The sequence below is a fragment of the Nocardia sp. NPDC055029 genome (genome assembly GCF_053608525.1).
The window spans coordinates 33,533-53,617 of sequence record NZ_JBSGVQ010000026.1; the positions used below are offsets into that span (position 1 = coordinate 33,533).

Here is a 20,085-nt window from a genome sequence, read left to right on the forward strand (position 1 = left end):
CCACCACTATCGTGGGCGCAGTGGGGAGCGTATGGGATTCGTGGGGGCACGTACTGACCGTCTGGGCGCTGGCCGTTCCGACGGTCCTGGCCACCACCGTCCTGCTGGTGCGCCGACGAATCGGTTCGGGGACACCGCGGCGAATCGCACTCAGGCACTCGATCGCCGAAGTCGGCATCCTGACCGCGACGTTGCCGTGGGTCTGGATGATTCTCACGCCTACCACCGGCGAACGAGCCGTCAGCCTGGTGCCTCTGCGAGACCTGGCCGACACCCTGAGCGCTGCGCCGACCACCGCCCTCGTGCAGGTCGGCGCCAATCTCGTGCTGTTCGTCCCCCTGGGTTTCCTTCTCCCCCTGCGATTTCCCCGACTCTCGGGTGCCCTCCGGATGACCGGGGTCGGGGCACTGCTGTCGGCCACGCTCGAGGTCGCCCAGTACGTCCTCGACCTGGGCCGGGTCTCCTCGGTGGACGACGTCCTCATGAACGCGGCGGGTGCGGGAGTCGGCGCACTCCTCGCCACCGTCCACGTCGCCCGCAGGGAATCCGGGTATTCGCACAGTGATCGAGTGCTGACCCAGCTCGAGTCGGTGACCTCAGTGGGCGGGCGTCGCGCGGGGACTTTCGGTGCGCGGGACCTGGAGTAGCTGCCGGGCCATGAGATCGGTGAGGTGTTCGCGCGTGGTGTCGAATTCCCCGCGCATCCACGCCGCCACCAGCTCGAGGGTGCCACTGACCACGACGTAAGCGGACATCGCCGAGTCGAGCAGGTCGTCCGAGGAATCCGGGAGGAGTTCCCGGGCGACCGCGGCCATCGCTGCGGCGATCGAGTGCTGGGTGGACAGCCGCGCGGCTTGCAATGCTTCGGTGCTGTGGGCAGTCAGCAGCAGCGCGTGCCTGCGTGGGTCGGCGATCAGGAACCCCAGCGCGGCGTCGGCGGCGGCATGGACCTGGCTGTGGATGTCGGGGGCCGCCGCGCGGGTGGCCGCGACGACGGTGGCGATGCCTTCGGTGGTGAGCTCGTCGACCAGCGCCGACAGCAGGGTGTCGCGGTCGGTGAACTGCTCGTAGAAGTAGCGATCGTTGAGACGCGCGCGAGCGCAGACCGCCCGTTTGGTGACCGCGGGCGCGCCACCCTCGGCAAGCAGGTCGAGTGCGGCGTCGAACAGTGCGGCACGACGCCGGGACCGCCGCTCGTCGGCGGCCACCCCCGCGTAGGCGCGCGGTGTCGCCGTGCCGCCGGAGGACTCACCCATGCTCTTGACCATCCCACCATTCTGGTGCACTCTGACACCATACGAGTTTCTGGTGTCGCTTGGCACCAGATTGGCGCCGAGGCGTCGATCGCGCTCGCATGTCCTCGACGCTGGAACAAAGGAGTTCCCGATGACCTGTCCCGTGCCACACATCACCGAATCGACCGCACCCGAACACCTGTCCGGTGCCGTCGCACGATTCGAGCGAGTGGGCGGATCGGTGCTGTTCGGCCTGTTCGCGGTAGGCCTGTTCGATCAGCCGATGCTGCCGCCGGTCTCGGCCGCGCTGGAAGCCACCGGACGTTCACGGAATCAGCCGTGGGCACGAGCGGTCCGCACCGCCGCCGCCGACCAGCTCATCTACCACGGCGAAGACCCCGAACGCGCCGCCGAAGCACACCGGCTCATGGTGCTGCACCGCGATGTCAAAGGCATCGGCCCGGACGGCGAACGGTACTCCGCACTCAACCCGCAGGCATGGAACTGGATCCTGTACTCGGCGTTCTTCGTGCAGCGCGGCGCCTACATCGCCCTCACCGGCACCGAACCCACCCTCGCCGAGAATCAGGCGATCTGGGACCACTACCGGCACAAGACCGACGGCCTGCACCTGCCCGGCAAGTCCCGGCCGATCGAGGACTACACCGACCTGGTCGCCCACTACGAGCGCATGGCCGCCGACGAACTCCGCTCCACCCCCGCGCTCGCCGCCGCCACCGCCTCGGTCCGGCAGGCGCCACTACCGGACTTCCTCCCTGCCGTGGCAGGCCCGCTGTGGTGGCTGGGATCCCCGATATTCAGCCATGTCGTGATGGTGCTCGGCTGCGGCATCATGCATCCCGACGTACGCGCCCGCATGCCCATCACCTGGACCCGCCGCCACGGCCGGGAATTCGCGGCGATCACCGCCGTGCTGCGCGTCGCCTTCGACCGGCTGCCCGCCTCGGTCACCGATTCCCCGATGGCACGCAACCGGCGCAAGTACCGCAAGCTGGTGACGCAGTATCGCGAGGTCGGACTGACCTCGTTCGCGCCGGACCCCGCCGTCAGGTCGTGAGCGACAGGGCCGAATCAGGCCCTGTTGACAGCATCTGACCACCACCGGATCATCTTCTTGGACATTTGTCCGAGACGCGATGCCCCGAGGCGGTACCCATGCTCGATTCCCCCGTCACCTCGGTCGAACAGGCCGACGTCGTCGTAGTCGGCGCACGCTGCGCCGGCTCGGCGACGGCCGTGACGCTGGCGCGAGCAGGACATCGGGTCGTCGTCCTCGACGCCGCTCCCCTGCCGTCGGACACGCTGTCCACACATCTGCTGTGGCCTGCCGGGCTCGCCGAATTGCAGCGACTCGGTGTACTCGCCGAGGTCGAGGAACTCGGCGCGCCCCGGCTGACCAAGGCTTACGCCGAAGGCGCCGGGTACGGCATCGAATCGCCGTTTCCCGCCGTCGACGGGATCGACTACGCGATGTGCGTGCGGCGCACCGGCCTCGACGGCGTCCTCGTACGAGCCGCGATCGAGGCAGGCGCCGACGTCCGCCCGCGCTGCCGGGTGACTTCCGTCGTCTGGACGCAGAACCGGTGTGCCGGTGTGCGATACACCGATCCGTCCGGTGCCCTCGTCGAGATCCGGGCAGCCCTGGTCGTCGGCGCGGACGGCCGCCACAGCACCGTCGCCCGATCGGTCGGCGCCGACCAGCCGTTCCTCACAACGCCCAGCGGACGCGATTGCTACTACGCGTACTGGCGTGACACCACCGGCCAGCCACGCCACACCGCCGCCCAGTGGCGCCACGGCGCCGACCTCGGCACCGCTTTCCCCTGCGACGACGGCCTCGTCCTGAGCCTCGTGCAACCACCCTCGGCACCGGGCCGATCCGGTCCGGGCGAATCCGAACGGCGCTATACCGAAGCGGTCGAACGGATTCCCGCACTCGCCGCCCGGCTCCACGGATGCGAACGCGTCGGCCGGGTCCGCGCAGCCACCGGCATCACCTCCTACTTCCGGCGATCCGCGGGCCCCGGCTGGGCGCTGCCCGGCGACGCCGGGCACTTCAAAGATCCCGTCACCGCCCAGGGCATCCGCGACGCCCTGCACTACGGACGACTACTCGCCGAAGCCGTCACCGCGGTCATCGACGATCCGCACGCACTGGACAGATCACTGCTGGAATGGGAGCGACGCCGCATCGTCGAATGCCGCGACATCTTCCACTGGACCAACCGGCTCGCTCGCGGAGAAGCCATGCGCCCCTTGGAGATCGCGTTGTATCGCAGCGCCGCCACCGACCCGGAACTGGCCCGCATCACCACCGGCATCTTCTCCCGCACCCGCAGACCCGCCGAGCTGCACACCCCGTCGCGCGCAGCACGGCTGGTCCTCCGCGCGATGCGCCACCAGCGCGCGAACACCCGTGCGGTACTCCTCGACCTTGCTCTGGAGATCCGCACGGGCACCCGCAACTGGTTCACGAACAGGACTGCCTTGCGCGGCAACACGCTGCCTCCGCCGCCCCGCACACGCGTCCGGCGGCCTACCCCGCCTGTTCCCGAAGGTCGAGCAACCCGAGGCCGGTGAGGTCACGGACATACTTCTCGATCAATTCCGGACCCAGGTGCGGAATATCGTGATCGGCCCCGATCCGCGCCGCCCGCACCGCCGCCCGGAAACCGTCGGCAGGCAACGCCGAACCGGGTAGCGGACGGCCGGGACGCCGATGCGCGTGCAGCAGCGGAAGCAGGGTGTGTTTGCGCTGTTCCTCGGGCAGGGCTCGCAAGGCGGTCTCGAAGCGGGCGAACCATTCGTCGTAATCCTCGATGCGGTCCACCCGATGACCCGCCTCGATCAGCCAGTCGACGAACACATCGAGCGAGATGCCGTCGTCGTGCGGGTTGACGACATCGTAAGTGCGATATCCCTCGGTTGCCGCCGCACCGAGCCCGGTGACCGCGGCCGCGACGAAGTCGGCGGGCAGCCCGTCGTAATGTGCGCGCTGCCGCTGACCACGGGAATCGGTGACGTAGAACGACATCGGTGCGACACCGGTCACCAGCACGCTCAGCAGCAAGCGGGTGAACACGTCGGGCACATTGAGCTGACCCGGATAGGTGCTGTGCGCGAGAATCATGTCCGAACGGAACACCGCCACCGGTAGCCCGAAACGGTCCGACGCCTCCCGCAGCAGAACCTCACCCGCCCACTTGCTGTTGCCGTAACCGTTGGCGTAGCTCCGGTCGAGGCGGCGCACAGGGCTCATGGCCCGCACATCACCGTCCTCGGCGAAGGACTCCCCCTGCGCCGCGACCGCCACCGTCGACAGATAGCTCACCGGCTTGCGCGTCGACGTCAACGCGAGCCGGATGACCTCGGCGGTGCCGACCACATTCGGGCCGAACAGCTGCGCATAGGGCAGCACATGATTCACCAATGCCGCCGAGTGCACGATCAGGCCGACGTCCTCGGCCAAGCGCTGCCACTTCGAGGAGTCGAGACCGAAATTCGGTTCCCCGATATCGCCGGGCAGCACCTCCAGCGCGCCTGCGGCGAGCCCATGGAAACGCGCACGCAGGTCGCTGTCGGTGTCGAAGGCCGCGTCGAGTCGTGCACGGGCGGCAGCGACATCGCCGCCCCTGACCACACAGATCACCCGGCCGCCGACCGGTGCCAGCCGTTCCAGCCAGGTCAGCAGCAGAAACCGGCCGAGATAGCCGTTCGCGCCGGTGATCAGCACAGTGTTCGCCGGCGCCGTCGCCGCCGGAATGCCCGGCGCCGCAGCCAACGTCCCGGCATCGATGAACCCTGCCAAGGTCAGGTCGGTGGCACGAATCGTGGTCGCGTGCGCGCCGTGCACCGCGTCGCTATCGATTCTGCGCGTGCCCGGTTCGCGTTCCCGACGGAGGTAATCGGCGATCCGGGTCAGGTCGCTGTCGGGTCCGAGCAGAACGTTCACCGGGACATCGACACCCAGGAGTTCCCGCAGCAATGTCGAATACGACAGGGCTGCCAGCGAATCCCCACCCAGATCACCGAACCGCGCATCCGGGCGCAGATCGGAAGCCGCGCAGCCGAGCACCGCTCGCGCGGCGCGAGCGACGGTGTCGAAGAGCGGAAGGCCCGCAGCGTCACGGCGCAGACTCGCCAGCTCCGCCTCCTGATCCCGCACCACCTCGTCGTATAGCGCCTCCAGTCGCTCGCCGTAATGCTGCTTCAGCTTGGGCCGCAACAACTTCCCGACACCCGAGAGCAGACCGTTGGCGATCGAGAACGGTTCGGGCTCGATCAGGAAGTCCCGCGGGATCTCGTACGGCTCCAACTCCGCGACAGCGGCGGCGCGCTGCAGGGACGCGCCCACCGCCGCCCGCAACCCGTCGGCAGGTCCGGCCAGCGCCGCCTCGGTAGGTACGACAACGGCCAGCAGATACGCGCGCTCGCTGCTGCCGTACACATAGATCTGGCGCACCAGGTCGGCACCGGCGAAGATCGCCTCCAGCCGCGACACCGTCACGAACTCGCCCTGCGACAGCTTCAGGACGTTGTTGCGGCGATCCACATAGGCCAACCGGTCGGGTGCCAGCTCGGCGACCACATCCCCCGTACGGCAGAAACCGTCCTGGTCGAACACCTCGGCGGTGACCTCGGGACGCCGGTAATAGCCGGCGATCATGGTCGTCGTCTTCAGTAGCAGTTCACCACGCGGATACGGCTTGTCGGTGCGGAAATAGCCGAGCTCCGGCACATCGACGAGCTTGTAGTCCAGCACCGGCGGCCGCATCACCTTGGTATCGAAGATGACGCCCCCACCGGTCTCGGTCGACCCGTACCCGTCGTGCAGCCGCAACTGCAACACCGACTCCACGAAACCGCGCAGATCCGGCGCGATCGGCGCGCTCCCGCACAGCACCGTCATCAGACGGCCACCCAGCAACTGTTCACGCAGTTCGGTTCTCACCTCGTCACCGAGCACGTCCAGATCCGCCCCTGGCCGCGCGCGCCGATCGACCTCGCGCCGGTAGCGCTGCAGGATCATGTCGCACACCCGTGGCACCAGAAAGATCTCGGTCGGCCGCACCAGTTCGATGTCCTCGAACAGGGTCGACATATCCGGTGCCGCAGCGAAATACGCGGTCCCACCGCGGGCAAGCACACCGTTCAGAGTCAGCCGGGCCGCGATATGACTCATGGGCAGGAAATTCAGATTGATGACGGCATTCGGCCGGGCATGCTGCCACCCCGCCGCGACGAGGCGATGGGTGTACATCGCGCCCTTGGGTGTACCGGTGCTGCCGGAGGTATAGATCAGCATCGCCAGCGGATCCTCGCCCGCCGCGGGCACCGTCAGCGGTGCGGGATCGAGTGTCCGGCCTCGGTCGATCGTCTCGTCGATGGTGTGGAGCGCGACCGTGGAGCCTGCCGCTGTCAACCGGGCATGAGCCGCGGCGAGCGCGTCGCGGTGACCGTCGTCGTCGGCGTGCTGGTCGAACACCAGCAGCGTGCGCGGTGACGCACCGGCGAGAACAGCGTCGACCGCGATCGCCAGATGCGCGGTGTCCACCGCGAACATCCGCGGCTCCGTCTCGTCCAGGATCGAGCGCAGTTGCGCCAGACCCGCACCCGCCTGCAACGGAACCGCCACCGCGCCCAGGTGGATCGTCGCCAGATCGAGCACGGTGTAGTCGGCGCCGGTGAAACCGAGAGTCGCGACGAAGTCGTCCGCCGCGACACCGTCGGCGTGCCAGGCAGCAGCGAGAGCACGGGCCCGGTCCCACACCTCGCGGTAGGTCAGCAGGTCGAACTCCGGCAGCAGACGCCGCGTCGCGATTCCGCCCTCCGACGACAGTTCGGTGCGCCGGACTCCCAGCGCGGGCCGGTCCGCGTACGCGGTCATCACCGTCGACACGATCTCGGCCAGTGGGAGACCGGGAGTGGTGACAGCCGCGTAGACGTCCTCGTCGGGTGTCGCCGCGCGGATCTGCGCGTCCTCCGCGTAGAGGGTCTTGATGCGGTGAGCCAGCTGATCCGCGTCGAGCTCGACGGTCATGCCTCGGTCTTCCGATCGGCGGCACCCGGCAGCGCGATCCGAACACCTTGCCACGCTTCCCGTTGCGCGGCATCAGGATCGATCAGAACGCGGGACGGATGGTCGATGATGCAGGTCGCCCTGCGCTCGGCCGTGTAGGGCGTCCAGTTCGGCAGCGGCAGGCCGGTGCGGGCGAAACTCAGCCAGTTGTCCTGAACCAGATCCTGCACGGACCGGAACGCGCGCCGCCCACCCGCCGACGTCATCGCCCGGCCGACCGGAGTATCGACCCACCCGAACACCGGAACCAGATCGAGCGCGTGGGTCGCACCGAAACCGGCCAGCCGCACCGCGCGCGGCGCGAAGTCGAAGCGGTAGGCATACGTCGGCGCGAACCTGCTGTGGCCTTCCAGCACGGCCAGTGTCGGGCGCCAGAACATGAAGTCACCACCGATCCGCACCGCGGTCCTTGCCGCGGGATAGCCGGGGTAACTCCTGATCACGCGTTGCTCGGCGCCGGGCTCGCAGCGCCCAAAGATCGTCGTCAGCTGCTCGGGAGTATGCGGGACCGACTTCGCGAACCGCTGGAACAGCGTCGCCTCGTCCCGGTTGGTGCCGATGATCAGCGGCACCGGATGCGCACGGCCCGCGGTGATCGCATCGATCGGCGCCTCCGGCAGGAAGTCACCGTCGACCACCGGGGAGTAAGCGAAGCTGCCCGGCAGCTCACGCAGGGACCGGCCCAGCGCCCGGTCGGCCGCCCGGCACAACTCACTCGCCTTGGCCGTGGCCAGGACGCGCGCGGCGTCGGCGGGATCGGCGCCGAGCCGTTGCAGGCAACTGCGGGCGAACCGGCGAGCTTCCTCCGGTTGTGCCGTCCAATCCGCCGGTGCGCTCTGGGCGATCGCACGGTGGAACAAGCCACGCGCCGCGGGCGTCGCCAACAGCGTGGTCACCGCGTGCGCACCCGCCGATTCACCGAAGATCGTCACGTTGTCGGGATCACCGCCGAACGCGGCGATATTGCGCTGCACCCACTCGAGCGCCGCGACCTGATCGCGCAGGCCCAGATTCGACTCGAACGGCCTGTCCGCCGTGGAGAACTCGCTGAAGTCGACGTAGCCCATCGCGCCGAGCCGGTAGGTCACCGACACCACCACGACATCACCACGCGTCGCCAGCCGCGCACCCGAATACATGCTGGCCGCACCGATGAGGTAGCCGCCGCCGTGAATGAACACCATGACCGGTCGCGGGGTCGTCGACGGCGTCGCGGGGGCGGTCACATTCAGGGTGAGACAGTCCTCGCCGATCGGCTGCCAGGTGCGCGGCCCGGTGCGGGCACCATTGGGATGCTGCGTCGCGGCGAAACCGAACTCCGTCGCCGAACGCACCCCCGTCCACGGTTGCACTGGCTGGGGGGCACGGAACCTCAGTTTCCCTACGGGCGGGGCCGCATAGGGCAGAGCACGCCAGCTGAGGACTCGACGGCCCGCACGACCGCGCACGACTCCGTCGGCGGTCACGATCTCGGTGGACACCATGTCCTCACAGTACGTGGTACCAGCGGTACCGCGCAGGCAGTTCGGTCGTCTAACGGTCTGCACGGATTAGACTGGGCCGATGGCCGGCGACGACCCGGAAGAAGCCCCGCTCGCAGCAGGGAACACCCAGAGCATCGCCGAACTCGACTGCCTGGTCTCCACCTGCCGAGCCTGCCCTCGCCTCGTCGCCTGGCGGGAAGAAGCCGCCCGCGTGAAACGAGCCGCCTACCGCGACGAAGAGTATTGGGCCCGGCCGGTACCAGGATTCGGACCCGACGATGCCGAGATCCTCGTGGTCGGCCTGGCACCGGCCGCCAACGGCGGTAATCGCACCGGACGGATGTTCACCGGCGATCGCAGCGGCGACGTCCTGTTCGCCGCACTCCACGCCGTCGGCCTGGCGACCGGTGCGCACCCGGTCAGCATCGACGACGGCATCGAACTCGTGAACACCCGATTGACCGCGCCCGTGCACTGCGCGCCGCCGGAGAACAAGCCGACCAGCGAAGAACGGCACCGGTGCGCGCCGTACCTGAGCCGCGAACTCGAACTGCTCCGGCGGTCGGCGAAGGTGATTGTCGTGCTCGGCGCTTTCGGGTGGCAGGCGCTGTTCACCGTCCTGAGCGAAGGCGGCTGGCATGTACCCAGGCCGCGACCACGTTTCGCCCACGGCGCGCAGGTCACCATCACCCACCCCGACGGACGCGCGATCACCGTCCTGGGCTGCTATCACGTGAGCCCACACAACACTTTCACCGGACGGCTCACCCCAGCCATGCTGGAGAACGTCTTCCTGGCCGCGAAGCGGATCGCCGCAGCCGAACGCACCGTCGCCTAGGGTCGACCAGTGCTGACTGTGTATACGATCGGCGCCTACGCCGACTACATGCAGTCACCGAAGTTCGCCGAGGGCATCGACGAACTCGTCGACCTGGCCGGCGTCGCACAGACGGCGATCATGTGCGCCGAAGCCGTTCCGTGGCGGTGCCATCGCTCGCTCGTCGGCGATGCGCTGCTGGTCCGTGGCGTGCGCGTGCTCGACATCATGTCGGCCACTCGCGCGCCGGAACACCAGCTGACGAATTTCGCTCATGTCGAGGGAACGACGATCACCTACCCCTCCCCGACTGATCCCCTGCCGTCCTGAGCTGTTTTGTGTTGTTTGGTTTCGTCTTTAGCGATCAGACCGGAGAGGGATTATTCATTAGTAGATGCGCATATCCACGTATCATGATGTTTTATTGGCCGTTCGTCTGCCCGGTCGCCCCAGGGCTTCAACCTCCCAGCACCAACGAGTCTCCGCACGGCGCGCGCCTCCCCGAACCCCCACACCACCCGCCCCGGAGTTGAACGCCGGTCGCCACTCCCCCGCTTCCCCAGGGAGACTGGAAGACGCAAGCAGAATTATGAAGTAGCTGCGGCCGACGCAAGTCAGCAGTCAGTGCAGTGATGTGTCCCGTGTGAATCCGGCGGTCTGGGTGGTTTCATCGGCTACCCGAACGCCGTAGCGATAGGCCAGTTCTCCGCCGAGATAGCCGGAGGCCCCCAGAACGGCCAGGCTCACCGCTGACAGCGCCAGTGGACCGGCAGGCACCGACCCGTCCACCTCTGACCCTCGCCACCAGAAACCGACCGCGAAGGCGATCGTCACGACCAGGTTCAGGCTCATATGCACCAAGCCCGTGCGGAACGCGCGCGTGCCGGTCGGAATCGCCAGCAGATCCAGCAAACCGACCGCGGCGGCCACCAGCGCACCGAGCACACCGATGGCTATCAACCACCGTGCGCCCTGAACCAGGAACGCGGGATCATCCACGATGTGGGAACCCACATCGAAGATCAGACTCGCCACCCATGCCCCGATCGGGACAGTGACCAGGATCGGATGGAACGGGTGCCCATACGGACCCGCGAGGATCGCACTGACAGGTCGCTTGCCCTGTCCTCGATCAGTGTTCACAACAACCTCCGTACTCGTCGGTGATGCTGCTACTGATGGCGCTCTGTGATCACATCATCGGCATGCCGGGAATCATGTTCAACAGCCCCATGAACATGTTCATCATCTGCATACACATCTCGGGCATCATCATCAGGATCACCTCCTCACACACCCAAATCCAACCCACCTTCGCCCTACCCCGAATCGGTGCGATCATGCACCGCGCATCGTCTCGATGGGGCGGTCGATGAGGGTGTGGATCTCGGCGAGGAGTTCGAGGCTAGGCACCGAGGACTACTCCCACCTACAGGCCCTAGCCGGTCTGTTGCCGCTCGCGGGCCTTTACTCGGCGGTGTTCGCCGAAGACCAGAAGGGCGCCGCCGATCAGGCAGATTGCGCAGAGGGTGCCGGTGATGAAGGCCCAGCCCTCGAATCCGTAGCCGGCGCCGGTCAGGGTCACCCCCAAGAGGACGATGCCGAGGGCGACGAGGATCAGGCCCGGCCAGTTGCGGGTGTCTTCGATCGATTCGCCGGCATGGGGTCGTGCGGTTCGCGCGTCGTCGGGGAAGTGGTCGTTCGGGGGTTCCTGAGTGTTCACGGGAATCCTTTCGGTCACCGAAGATCTGCCTTCACTCGGCAATTCAGCACCCGGCACATACCCGTGCAGCCGTCGCCCAATCACCACCCCGTTCGGTGACTGCGGTTTCGTCGGCGCCGACCTGGGCATATCGGCACCAGGAGACATGCCGATCCGTAGACGGCCGACGGGTTCCCGCCGACGTGGTGGCTCCCGAACAGCTGGAGGTGGCCATGGGTATCGAAGTGGGCGACCACATAGTCGCCCGGCTCCGGGAATGGGGAGTCGAGCAAGTGTTCGGCTATCCCGGTGACGGAATCGGCGGCTTGGTCGCCGCGTTCGGCCGGGCAGGCAACCCGGCGTTCGTGCAGACCCGGCACGAGGAGATGGCGGCGTTCGCCGCGACCGGCTTCGCCAAGTTCAGCGGCCGGATCGGCGTCTGCGCTGCCACCTCGGGACCGGGCGCGATCCATCTGCTCAACGGCCTCTACGACGCCAAACTCGATCACGCACCGGTGCTGGCGCTGGTCGGCCAGACCGCACGCGGCGCGCGTGGCGTCGGTTTCCAGCAGGAGATCGATCTGCAGAGCCTGTTCAAGGATGTCGCCTCCGAATACCTCGTGGAAATCGACGTACCGGACCAACTCCCCGCCGCGCTCGACCGCGCGATCCGGGTAGCCACCACGCGGTCCGCGCCGGCGGTGGTGATCGTGCCCGCCGATGTACAGCAGGAACAATTCCGACCGCCGGAAGTCGGCTTCGGACATGTCGGTTCGAGCCCGCCCGGCGACCTGCACCAGGCCCGCGCCCTGCCGCCGAAGGAGGACATCGCCGCGGCCGCCCACATACTGAACCGCTGCACCCGCCCCGCGATACTGATCGGCCAGGGCGCCCACGGCGCGGCAGACGAAGTGTTCGCCGTCGCCGAGCGGCTCGGTGCAGGCGTGGCGAAAGCCTTGCTGGGCAAGGACGTCCTGCCCGACGACATCCCCTTCGTCACCGGCTCGATCGGCCTGCTCGGCACCAGACCCAGCTACGAGATGATGCGCGACTGCGACGCCCTGCTCATCGTCGGCTCGAACTTCCCGTACACCCAGTTCCTGCCCGAACCGGGAACCGCCAGGGCCGTGCAGATCGACGCCGACGGAACCCGCATCGGCATGCGCTATCCCACCGACGTGAACCTGATCGGCGACGCCGCCTCGACCCTGTCCGCCCTGACCGAACAGCTCTCCACCGATCGCGACCCGAGCTGGCGCGACCAGATCGAGAAGAACGTGGCGAGCTGGTGGGAGACCGTCGAACGCCAGGCCATGCTCGATGCCGACCCCGTCAATCCGATGCGAGTGGTGTGGGAGCTGTCGAGCCGGCTACCCGAGGGCGCGATCGTCACCGCGGACTCCGGATCGTCGACCACCTGGTACGCCCGCTGTCTGCGGCTGCGGCACGGAATGCGCGGATCACTGTCGGGCACATTGGCATCGATGGGTGCGGCGGTGCCCTACGCGATCGGCGCGAAATTCGCCCAACCCGATCGCCCGGTGATCGCGCTGGTCGGTGACGGCGCGATGCAGATGAACGGACTGACCGAACTGCTGACCATCCGCCGCTACCGCGACCGCTGGCCCGACCAACGGCTGGTGGTCTGCGTCTTCCACAACAACGACCTCAACCAGGTCACCTGGGAACTGCGCGCCATGTCGGGAGCACCGAAATTCACTGATTCACAGGAGCTTCCGGACGTGTCGTATGCAGAGATCGCCAGCGCGGAGGGCCTGACCTCGATCGCGGTGGACCGTCCAGAGGAGGTCGGACCGGCCTGGGACCAGGCCCTGAGCGCACACGAACCTGTCCTGCTGGACGTGCGCTGCGACCCCGAAGTGCCACCGATCCCCCCACACGCCACCCTCGAACAGATCGAGCACACCGCGGCGGCCGTCCTGCGCGGTGACCCCAACGCCTGGCACCTGCTGGTTCAGGGCGCGAAAACCAAAGCGCGGGAACTGTTCCACTGACCGCCCACCACCCGAAGGAGGCCGATGTCGATGACCCAACCCCCGCTCCCCAACCCACCGGAACCCATTCCGCCGACACCACCGGAGCCCGCCCAGCCTCCCCCACCCCGCCCCGACCCCGTTCCCCCCGCACCGGTCCCACCCGGGCCTGCCCCTGACCCGGCCCCGCCCGGCCCGAGCCCCGACCCGATTCCCCCGATCCCCACCATGGCCCCGCCGCAGGAGCAACCAACCGCGTAGCCACGGCGCCTGTGCCGATCCCCGGTGTCACCAGCTGATCGCCGGCGTCGCTACCCGATACGACAAACTCGCCCTGATCTACCGTGACCTAGACCGCCGTATCAGCTCAATCGCCGGCCGGGTTCTGCAGAATCCGCAGGGCGGCCCGCTCGATCCGGTCGGCGATCTTCGAGTACGACTCGTAGCCCATCCCCGCACGCACCAGCGCCCCCGCGTAGATCATTTCGAGCCATTCGATGACCTCCTCGTCGGCCTCGGGACCGAGCGCTCGCGCGATCCTGCCGCGGATCTCGATCCCGATGCGGGTGCGCAGATGCTCGACATCCGGGTCACCACCGAGCAGCGCGCTGGTGACCGCGCCCGATAATTCCTGCTCGTCGGCTACCAGCAAGGCGATATTGCGCAGTTCGGCGAGTACGCGCACGGTCGAGTCCGGATCCTCGCTGGCAGGCGACCGCGAGGCGAGCAGCCGCCGCCAGAAGATCTCGGCCACCAGGTGTTCCTTGGACGAGAAGTAGGTGTACGCGGTGGCCGTGCCGACGCCGGCCTCGGCCGCGACCAGCCGGATCGTCATGCCGGAAAAGCCGTCGCGGGCCAGCACCCGCAGCGCGGCCTTGGTGAGCCGGTCGACCGTGTCGGCCTGTTTGTCGGTCAAACGCCGCCGCGTCGCTTCGAGGCTGATGGAATCGCTTTCGGACATGCGTCTGGATGCTACTCGGCGACCCAGGACCGTCGTCCGACCACACCGTGTGGCGTGTACCGGCGCCGTCGGCTACTTCTCGCGACGTTCCTGCGCGACCACCTTGCCGACGGCGCCGTCGAGCTTCGTGCCCGCGGGCCACCCGACGTAATGGCACAGAAACAGCGCGATCTCACGAAGCTGTTCTTCCGAGAGCTCGCCGTTGCGCAGCGCCGCCCCGATCTGGATCTCGGCGATATCCAGATGCCCCTGCGCGGTCAGCGCGCCGAGCAGTAGCAGCCGCCGTTCCCGCACGGTCAACGCGGGGCGCGACCAGATCTCGCCGAACAGATGGTCGGCGGTGACCGCGAAATAGTCACCGGGGCCGTCGGCGAAGTCCCAGCCGTAGACCTCGCTCATCTTGGCAAGCCCACGCTGCCTGGCATCGGTGGGGGTGTTTCCGTTGGTGGTCATGATGTCTCCTTGTCGAGCACGGAACCGGCTACGCCGAGCCCACCGGCCAGCCGGACGATGGCGAGTTGCGCGAGTGGCAGATCCACCCCGAGCCGGTCACCGAGTTCCAGGGCAAGGGTCAGGTCCTTCTCGCCGAGGTCGCGCACATGGCCGAGGATCGGGAACCAGAAGTCGTCGGGGTCCAGCGGCGCGGAGGTGTCGCGCAGCATGATCGCGCCCGGTCCGCCGGTCACCGCGTCGGAGTGGCGCACCACCTTGCCGAGCGCGGTGAGACTGAGCCCGGCGGCATCGGCCAGGCGCTGGGCCTCGGTGGCGGCGGTGAACGAGATGAAGTGCAACAGATTGCGCGCCAGCTTCATGCGCGTGCCCGCACCGACCTCGCCCGCGTGCACGATCAGGTCGGCGAAGCACCCGAACGGCGCTCTGATCCGGTCCACCGCGGCGGCGCTGCCGCCGACCATCACGGCCAGGCTGCCGTGGGTGGCGCCGGGCGCACCACCGCTCACCGGCGCGTCGACGAACTCGACCCCCTGCTGGGCGCATCGCGCGGCGAGCTCTTCCGCGGTCCGGTCGCCGATGGTCGAATGCACCGCGACGACGGTCCCGGGAGCCGCGGTGCGCAGAATGCCCGCCGGACCGGTGACGACCTCCGTCACCTGCGCGTCGTCGACCACCGTCACACAGATGACGCGCGCGTCCGCCGCCAGCGCCGCCGGATCGACGGCCGTCCGCGCACCCGCCTCGACGAACGGCGCGGTGGCCTCGGCGCGGACGTCACAGACGGTGAGACCGCCCGGCCACTGCAGCAGTCGCCGGGCCATCGGTGTGCCCATATTGCCCAGTCCGATGAATCCGACCGGGAGACAGTCTGTTTCGGTTGTCATCGGATGATCTGCCCGCCGTCGACATTCAGGATCTGACCCGTGACCCAGCTCGCGTCGTCCGAGAGCAGGTACAGGCAGGCGCCGACGAGGTCCTGCGGCGTGCCCATCCGCTTGATCGGAATGCGGGACACCATGTCCTTCACCAGGTTTCCGGGCGTGACGGTCTGGGTGGCCTCGGTGTCGATCGGGCCGGGCGCGATGGCGTTCACCCGGATCTTCGAGCCGCCGAGCTCGGTCGCCAGCTGCTGGGTGAGTCCGTTGATCCCGACCTTGGCCAGCCCGTAGAACCCGGAGTACAGCCAGGCGGCCGTGGAGGACTGGTTGACGATGGAACCGCCGCCCGCCGCGATCATCGGCTTCCACACCGCGCGCGTCACGTTGAGCGCGCCGTCGAAGTTCACGCCCATGAATTTCTTGTAGTAATCCCACGGCACGGTGAGCAGCAGGTCGAGCTTCATCTCGCCGTAGATCGCGGCGTTGTTCACCAGATGGTGGATGGCGCCGAACTCGGCGACGGTGAATTCCGCCAGCGCGACGGCGGATTCGGGGTCGGCGACGTCGACGCGGCAGAAGGCGGCGGTGCCTCCTTCCGCGACGATCTTCGCCGCGACCTCGGCGCCGCGCTCGGCGTTGAGATCGGCGACGACGACATTGGCCCCTTCGGCGGCGAGCGCGCCGGCGTAGACCGCGCCGATGCCCTGTGCCGCGCCGGTGACGATCGCGGTGCGACCGGTGAAACGTGCCATGGTTGTTCAGCTCCTGTGAATGGTGTCGGTGTCAGGCGGGAGTGGCGACGAGCTTGGTCTCGAGGTATTCCTCGAAGCCCGCGACGCCCATCTCCCGGCCGATGCCGGACTGTTTGTAGCCGCCGAACGGCGCGTCGGCGTGGTACCAGAGCCCGCCGTTGACGCTCAGCGTCCCGGTCCGTACTCCCGCGACCACCCGTTCCACGCGATCCGGATCGGTGCCCCAGACCGAACCCGACAGACCGTAGGGCGATTCGTTGGCCAACCTGATCGCGTCCTCGTCGCCGTCGTGCGGAATCACGACGAGCACCGGCCCGAAGATCTCCTCCTGCGCGACGGTCGCGGTGTTGCCGAGGCCGCTGATGAGCGTCGGCTCGATGAAGAAGCCGCGTTCCTGGTTCGCCGGCCTGCCACCGCCGACCACGATCTGCCCGCCCTCGGCCTCGGCGATCTCGAGATAGCGCTCCACCCGCGCGCGCTGGTGCGCGGAAATGACCGGCCCACAGACGGTTCCGGCGTTCGTCGGGTCACCGGCCGCCAGCCCGGACATCGTCCCGGCCGCCGCGGCGACCGCGTCGTCGTAGGCGGCGCGCGGCACCAGGAGCCGGGTCGTGAGGGCGCAGCCCTGGCCGGCGTGGACGGCGACGGTGAACGCGGTGTAGCTCGCGGCCGCGGCGATATCGGCGTCGTCGAGCACGACCGCCGCCGACTTGCCGCCGAGTTCGAGGAAGGTGCGCTTGAGGGTGGCCGAGGCACCCGCCATCACCAAGCGGCCGGTCCTGGTCGATCCGGTGAAGGTGATCATGTCGACCCGTGGATCGTCGACCAGCTGCGCGCCGATGCCGTGATCGGCGGAGGTGACGATATTGATCACGCCTGCGGGGATGTCGGTGTGTTCGGCGATGAGCGGGCCCAGAACCGCTGCGCACCACGGCGTATCCGGCGCGGGCTTGAGGACCACCGTGTTTCCCGCGGCGAGCGCGGGACCGATCTTGGCCAGGTTGATCTGGTGCGGGAAGTTCCACGGCGTGATGGCGCCGACGACACCGACGGCCTCGCGCCGGATCACCCGGCGGCTGGCGACACCCATCAAGTCCCTGGTGCCGAGATCTGTTTCCCACGTGTAGTTCTCGGCCAGATCGGCGGCGTAGGCCAGATCGGCGATCGGGCCTTCCAGCTGCGGTCCGCTGGTGAGCATGATCGGGGTGCCGACCTCGGCGATGGTGATCGCCCGCAGCTCCTCGAGGTGTTCGCCGAGGACGTCACGCAATTGACGCAGGCAGTGGGCGCGGAACGCGGGGTCGCGCGACCAACCGGTCTCGTCGAAGGCGGTGCGCGCCGCACCGATGGCCGCGTCCATGTCCTCGGCCGAGGCGTCGGCGGCGTAACCGAGCACCTCCTCGGTCGCCGGGTTGATCGTCGCGAAGACGCCGGAGCCACCCGGAATCAGCTTGCCGCCGATCAACAGGGGCGTGCCTTCGGCAGGGACGAGGCCATTCATAGCAAGGCTCCGATACATGTCTGGACAGGTGTACGGAATATAGTTCGGAGTTTAGAACAGACGCAAGGGTCGGCGCGGCAATTTGTCCATACACCATGCTGTAGTAGCATCCAGACACATGTCCGAAATCGCGCCTACCGGCATCGAAGCAACTCGACGACGCTTGACCGAGAAACAGGCCGATACCGTGGACCGCCTGACCGTGGCAGCGGTCGAGGTGCTCTCCAGGGAGGGCTACTCGGGCACCACGATCCGGCTCGTCGCCGCGGCGGCCGGCGTCGGCACCGCCACCGCGTACACGTACTTCTCCTCCAAAGAGCACCTGATCTCCGAGGTCTTCTGGCGCCGCCTGGTCGCCATGCCACCCCTGGACGACCGCGACGCCGACCCGACCACGCGGGTGGTCGCCGTCCTGCGGCAGGTCTCGATGCTGGTGGCCGACGAACCCGCACTGGCGGGCGCGGTCAGCAGCGCCCTGCTCGGCGACGATCCCGACGTCCAGCACCTGCGGCTGCGCATCGGCAAAGAGATCCGCCACCGACTCGCGCAAGCCCTGGGTACGAAGGATCCGGAACAGCTTGCGGCGCTGGAACTTCTGTACTCCGGCGCGCTGCTCCAGGGCGGTATGGGCCTGCTGTCGTATGCGGAAGTGGCCGACCTGCTCGAGGTCTGCGCGCGCCGCATGCTGGCCGAGCCGGCCATCGGCGACTAGCACGCACCGCTTCGCCGAGCCTTGTCGGACAGCATCAACCGTAGTACTGTCCAGACACGTGTCCATTGCATATCTGGACAGTGTTCCGGGAAGGATTCCCCCAATGACGCTGGTCATACCGCGGCGCGTGTCCGGAGGCGAAGACGAGCACGGGCATCTGGCCGAGTTCCGTACCGATCCGATCGCGCTGATGCGGCGCGTGCGTGCAGAGTGTGGTGATGTCGGGACGTTCGAGCTCGCGGGGCGCACCGTCGTCCTGCTGTCCGGGGCCGAGGCCAACGAGTTCTTCTTCCGGGCCGGTGACGACGACCTCGATCAGGGTGCCGCCTACCCGTTCATGAAGCCCATCTTCGGTGAGGGGGTGGTTTTCGACGCGCCACCCGAACGCCGCAAGGAGATGCTGCACAATCAGGCGCTGCGCGCGGACCATATGCGCGGGCATGCGGGGACGATCTCCCGCGAGGTCGATCGGATGATCGCGGGCTGGGACGACGAGGGTGAGATCGATCTGCTCGAGTTCTTCGCGGAGCTGACCATCTACACCTCCTCGGCCTGCCTGATCGGCGTGAAGTTCCGCAACCAGCTGGACGCGCGTTTCGCGCACCTCTACCACGAGCTCGAGCAGGGCACGGACGCGCTGGCCTATGTGGACCCGTATGCGCCGATCGAGAGTTTCGCCCGGCGCGATGCCGCTCGGGCGGCGCTGGTCGAGCTGGTGCAGGCGATCATGGACCAGCGGGCGGCCGATCCGCCGACGGGCAAGGCCGAGCGCGACATGCTCGATGTGCTGATGTCGGTCACGGACGAGGACGGTGCCCCGCGGTTTCCGGCGAGCGAGATCACCGGCATCTTCATCTCGATGATGTTCGCCGGCCATCACACCACCTCGGGTACCGCGGCCTGGACGATCATCGAGCTGCTGCGCCATCCCGAGACGCTGCGCGATGTCGTCACCGAACTCGACGAGCTGTATGCCGACGGGTCGGAGGTCAGTCATCATGCGCTGCGCCAGATTCCGTATCTGGAAGCCGCGCTCAAGGAGACCCTGCGGCTGCATCCGCCGTTGATCGTGCTCATGCGCCTGGCGCGCGGTGAGTTCGAGGTGTGCGGGCACCGGATCGCGCCGGATGACATGGTGGCCGCCACGCCCGCGATCTCCAACCGGATTCCGGAGGACTTCCCCGACCCGGACGCCTTCGATCCCGGCCGCTATCTCGATCCGCGCCAGGACGACATCGTCAACCGCTGGACCTGGATCCCCTTCGGCGCGGGCAGGCACCGGTGCGTCGGGGCGCCGTTCGCGCTCATGCAGCTCAAGGCGATCTTCTCGATCCTGCTGCGGGACTGGGAGTTCGAACTGGCCCAGCCGTCGGACACCTACCGCAACGACCATTCCAAGATGGTCGTCCAGCTGCAACAACCCTGCCGCGTCCGCTACCGCCGCAGGCAGCGCTGAACGCCCCGGGTCACCACCGCCGTCGGCCTCCAGGAGGAAA

19 protein-coding genes are annotated in these 20,085 nt (G+C 68.0%); 8 read left to right on the plus strand and 11 right to left on the minus strand.

All coding sequences use genetic code 11. The features are described from left to right. Positions 1-20: 20 nt before the first annotated feature. Complete coding sequence (locus ACWF9G_RS21765; RefSeq protein ID WP_452517412.1) at positions 21-647, plus strand: VanZ family protein; 627 nt, start codon at positions 21-23, stop codon at positions 645-647. On the opposite strand, the gene ACWF9G_RS21770 is transcribed toward ACWF9G_RS21765, so the two are convergent. Then, positions 597-1,268: a TetR/AcrR family transcriptional regulator gene (locus tag ACWF9G_RS21770; protein ID WP_452517414.1), complete on the minus strand. Its 672-nt coding sequence runs from the start codon at positions 1,266-1,268 to the stop codon at positions 597-599. The genes ACWF9G_RS21765 and ACWF9G_RS21770 overlap by 51 nt on opposite strands. Positions 1,269-1,386: 118 nt before the next feature. On the opposite strand from ACWF9G_RS21770, the gene ACWF9G_RS21775 reads away from it, so the two are divergent. Both ACWF9G_RS21775 and ACWF9G_RS21780 read left to right on the plus strand, forming a co-directional pair. Next, positions 1,387-2,313 (plus strand): oxygenase MpaB family protein, encoded by a 927-nt coding sequence (locus tag ACWF9G_RS21775; RefSeq protein ID WP_452517416.1) that lies wholly within the window; start codon positions 1,387-1,389, stop codon positions 2,311-2,313. 98 nt (positions 2,314-2,411) lie between these two features. Continuing rightward, positions 2,412-3,836 (plus strand): NAD(P)/FAD-dependent oxidoreductase, encoded by a 1,425-nt coding sequence (locus ACWF9G_RS21780; protein WP_452517418.1) that lies wholly within the window; start codon positions 2,412-2,414, stop codon positions 3,834-3,836. Here the strand turns inward: ACWF9G_RS21780 and car are convergent. Continuing rightward, the gene (gene car / locus ACWF9G_RS21785; RefSeq protein WP_452517419.1) at positions 3,793-7,296 is read right to left on the minus strand and encodes a carboxylic acid reductase; all 3,504 of its coding nucleotides are present in this window, start codon (positions 7,294-7,296) and stop codon (positions 3,793-3,795) included. The two genes, ACWF9G_RS21780 and car, sit on opposite strands and share 44 nt — an antisense overlap. Continuing rightward, positions 7,293-8,819 carry a carboxylesterase/lipase family protein gene (locus ACWF9G_RS21790; protein ID WP_452517421.1) on the minus strand — a complete coding sequence of 509 codons (1,527 nt, stop codon included), beginning with the start codon at positions 8,817-8,819 and terminating at the stop codon, positions 7,293-7,295. Before ACWF9G_RS21790 ends, car begins: the two co-directional genes overlap by 4 nt. Positions 8,820-8,898: 79 nt before the next feature. On the opposite strand from ACWF9G_RS21790, the gene ACWF9G_RS21795 reads away from it, so the two are divergent. Together ACWF9G_RS21795 and ACWF9G_RS21800 are read left to right on the plus strand one after the other, a co-directional pair. Then, complete coding sequence (locus ACWF9G_RS21795) at positions 8,899-9,657, plus strand: uracil-DNA glycosylase (protein ID WP_452517423.1); 759 nt, start codon at positions 8,899-8,901, stop codon at positions 9,655-9,657. Between the two features lie 9 nt (positions 9,658-9,666). After that, positions 9,667-9,966 carry a DUF488 domain-containing protein gene (locus ACWF9G_RS21800; RefSeq protein ID WP_452517424.1) on the plus strand — a complete coding sequence of 100 codons (300 nt, stop codon included), beginning with the start codon at positions 9,667-9,669 and terminating at the stop codon, positions 9,964-9,966. A 291-nt stretch (positions 9,967-10,257) separates the two neighbouring features. Here ACWF9G_RS21800 and ACWF9G_RS21805 read toward each other — a convergent pair whose 3' ends face one another. From ACWF9G_RS21805 to ACWF9G_RS21815, 3 genes are all read right to left on the minus strand, one after another. After that, the gene (locus ACWF9G_RS21805) at positions 10,258-10,779 is read right to left on the minus strand and encodes a DUF2231 domain-containing protein (protein ID WP_452517425.1); all 522 of its coding nucleotides are present in this window, start codon (positions 10,777-10,779) and stop codon (positions 10,258-10,260) included. A 49-nt stretch (positions 10,780-10,828) separates the two neighbouring features. Continuing rightward, positions 10,829-10,978 (minus strand): hypothetical protein, encoded by a 150-nt coding sequence (locus ACWF9G_RS21810; RefSeq protein WP_379307768.1) that lies wholly within the window; start codon positions 10,976-10,978, stop codon positions 10,829-10,831. Between the two features lie 96 nt (positions 10,979-11,074). Further along, a complete protein-coding gene (locus tag ACWF9G_RS21815; protein ID WP_452517426.1) occupies positions 11,075-11,359 on the minus strand; it encodes a hypothetical protein in 285 nt (94 codons plus the stop codon). 212 nt (positions 11,360-11,571) lie between these two features. Between ACWF9G_RS21815 and ACWF9G_RS21820 the strand changes: the two genes are divergently transcribed. Beyond that, positions 11,572-13,353, plus strand: a complete 1,782-nt coding sequence (locus tag ACWF9G_RS21820; RefSeq protein WP_452517428.1) for a thiamine pyrophosphate-requiring protein — start codon at positions 11,572-11,574, stop codon at positions 13,351-13,353. A gap of 346 nt (positions 13,354-13,699) precedes the next feature. On the opposite strand, the gene ACWF9G_RS21825 is transcribed toward ACWF9G_RS21820, so the two are convergent. From ACWF9G_RS21825 to ACWF9G_RS21845, 5 genes are all read right to left on the minus strand, one after another. Beyond that, on the minus strand, positions 13,700-14,293 hold the full coding sequence (locus tag ACWF9G_RS21825) for a TetR/AcrR family transcriptional regulator (RefSeq protein WP_452517430.1): 594 nt from the start codon (positions 14,291-14,293) through the stop codon (positions 13,700-13,702). A 72-nt stretch (positions 14,294-14,365) separates the two neighbouring features. After that, positions 14,366-14,746, minus strand: coding sequence for a carboxymuconolactone decarboxylase family protein (locus ACWF9G_RS21830; protein WP_452517432.1), 381 nt, complete (start codon positions 14,744-14,746; stop codon positions 14,366-14,368). After that, the gene (locus tag ACWF9G_RS21835) at positions 14,743-15,630 is read right to left on the minus strand and encodes an NAD(P)-dependent oxidoreductase (protein WP_452517433.1); all 888 of its coding nucleotides are present in this window, start codon (positions 15,628-15,630) and stop codon (positions 14,743-14,745) included. The genes ACWF9G_RS21830 and ACWF9G_RS21835 overlap by 4 nt, the downstream gene beginning before the upstream one ends. After that, positions 15,627-16,376 (minus strand): SDR family oxidoreductase, encoded by a 750-nt coding sequence (locus tag ACWF9G_RS21840; RefSeq protein ID WP_379307762.1) that lies wholly within the window; start codon positions 16,374-16,376, stop codon positions 15,627-15,629. Before ACWF9G_RS21840 ends, ACWF9G_RS21835 begins: the two co-directional genes overlap by 4 nt. 31 nt (positions 16,377-16,407) lie before the next feature. Beyond that, positions 16,408-17,877, minus strand: coding sequence for an aldehyde dehydrogenase (locus tag ACWF9G_RS21845; protein WP_452517435.1), 1,470 nt, complete (start codon positions 17,875-17,877; stop codon positions 16,408-16,410). Between the two features lie 118 nt (positions 17,878-17,995). On the opposite strand from ACWF9G_RS21845, the gene ACWF9G_RS21850 reads away from it, so the two are divergent. Then, positions 17,996-18,589, plus strand: a complete 594-nt coding sequence (locus ACWF9G_RS21850) for a TetR/AcrR family transcriptional regulator (protein WP_452517437.1) — start codon at positions 17,996-17,998, stop codon at positions 18,587-18,589. A gap of 103 nt (positions 18,590-18,692) precedes the next feature. Further along, positions 18,693-20,045 carry a cytochrome P450 gene (locus ACWF9G_RS21855; protein ID WP_452517440.1) on the plus strand — a complete coding sequence of 451 codons (1,353 nt, stop codon included), beginning with the start codon at positions 18,693-18,695 and terminating at the stop codon, positions 20,043-20,045. Positions 20,046-20,085 lie beyond the last annotated feature (40 nt).

What these genes read in the sequence shown, in the direction of transcription:
- ACWF9G_RS21795 (WP_452517423.1), top strand. Translation starts at nt 8,899, where the DNA reads ATGGCCGGCGACGACCCGGAAGAAGCCCCGCTCGCAGCAGGGAACACC.
- ACWF9G_RS21810 (WP_379307768.1), bottom strand. Translation starts at nt 10,978, where the DNA reads ATGATCGCACCGATTCGGGGTAGGGCGAAGGTGGGTTGGATTTGGGTG.
- ACWF9G_RS21855 (WP_452517440.1), top strand. Translation starts at nt 18,693, where the DNA reads ATGACGCTGGTCATACCGCGGCGCGTGTCCGGAGGCGAAGACGAGCAC.
- ACWF9G_RS21845 (WP_452517435.1), bottom strand. Translation starts at nt 17,877, where the DNA reads ATGAATGGCCTCGTCCCTGCCGAAGGCACGCCCCTGTTGATCGGCGGC.
- ACWF9G_RS21770 (WP_452517414.1), bottom strand. Translation starts at nt 1,268, where the DNA reads ATGGTCAAGAGCATGGGTGAGTCCTCCGGCGGCACGGCGACACCGCGC.
- ACWF9G_RS21825 (WP_452517430.1), bottom strand. Translation starts at nt 14,293, where the DNA reads ATGTCCGAAAGCGATTCCATCAGCCTCGAAGCGACGCGGCGGCGTTTG.
- ACWF9G_RS21775 (WP_452517416.1), top strand. Translation starts at nt 1,387, where the DNA reads ATGACCTGTCCCGTGCCACACATCACCGAATCGACCGCACCCGAACAC.
- ACWF9G_RS21840 (WP_379307762.1), bottom strand. Translation starts at nt 16,376, where the DNA reads ATGGCACGTTTCACCGGTCGCACCGCGATCGTCACCGGCGCGGCACAG.
- car (WP_452517419.1), bottom strand. Translation starts at nt 7,296, where the DNA reads ATGACCGTCGAGCTCGACGCGGATCAGCTGGCTCACCGCATCAAGACC.
- ACWF9G_RS21820 (WP_452517428.1), top strand. Translation starts at nt 11,572, where the DNA reads ATGGGTATCGAAGTGGGCGACCACATAGTCGCCCGGCTCCGGGAATGG.
- ACWF9G_RS21830 (WP_452517432.1), bottom strand. Translation starts at nt 14,746, where the DNA reads ATGACCACCAACGGAAACACCCCCACCGATGCCAGGCAGCGTGGGCTT.
- ACWF9G_RS21780 (WP_452517418.1), top strand. Translation starts at nt 2,412, where the DNA reads ATGCTCGATTCCCCCGTCACCTCGGTCGAACAGGCCGACGTCGTCGTA.
- ACWF9G_RS21850 (WP_452517437.1), top strand. Translation starts at nt 17,996, where the DNA reads ATGTCCGAAATCGCGCCTACCGGCATCGAAGCAACTCGACGACGCTTG.
- ACWF9G_RS21790 (WP_452517421.1), bottom strand. Translation starts at nt 8,819, where the DNA reads ATGGTGTCCACCGAGATCGTGACCGCCGACGGAGTCGTGCGCGGTCGT.
- ACWF9G_RS21835 (WP_452517433.1), bottom strand. Translation starts at nt 15,630, where the DNA reads ATGACAACCGAAACAGACTGTCTCCCGGTCGGATTCATCGGACTGGGC.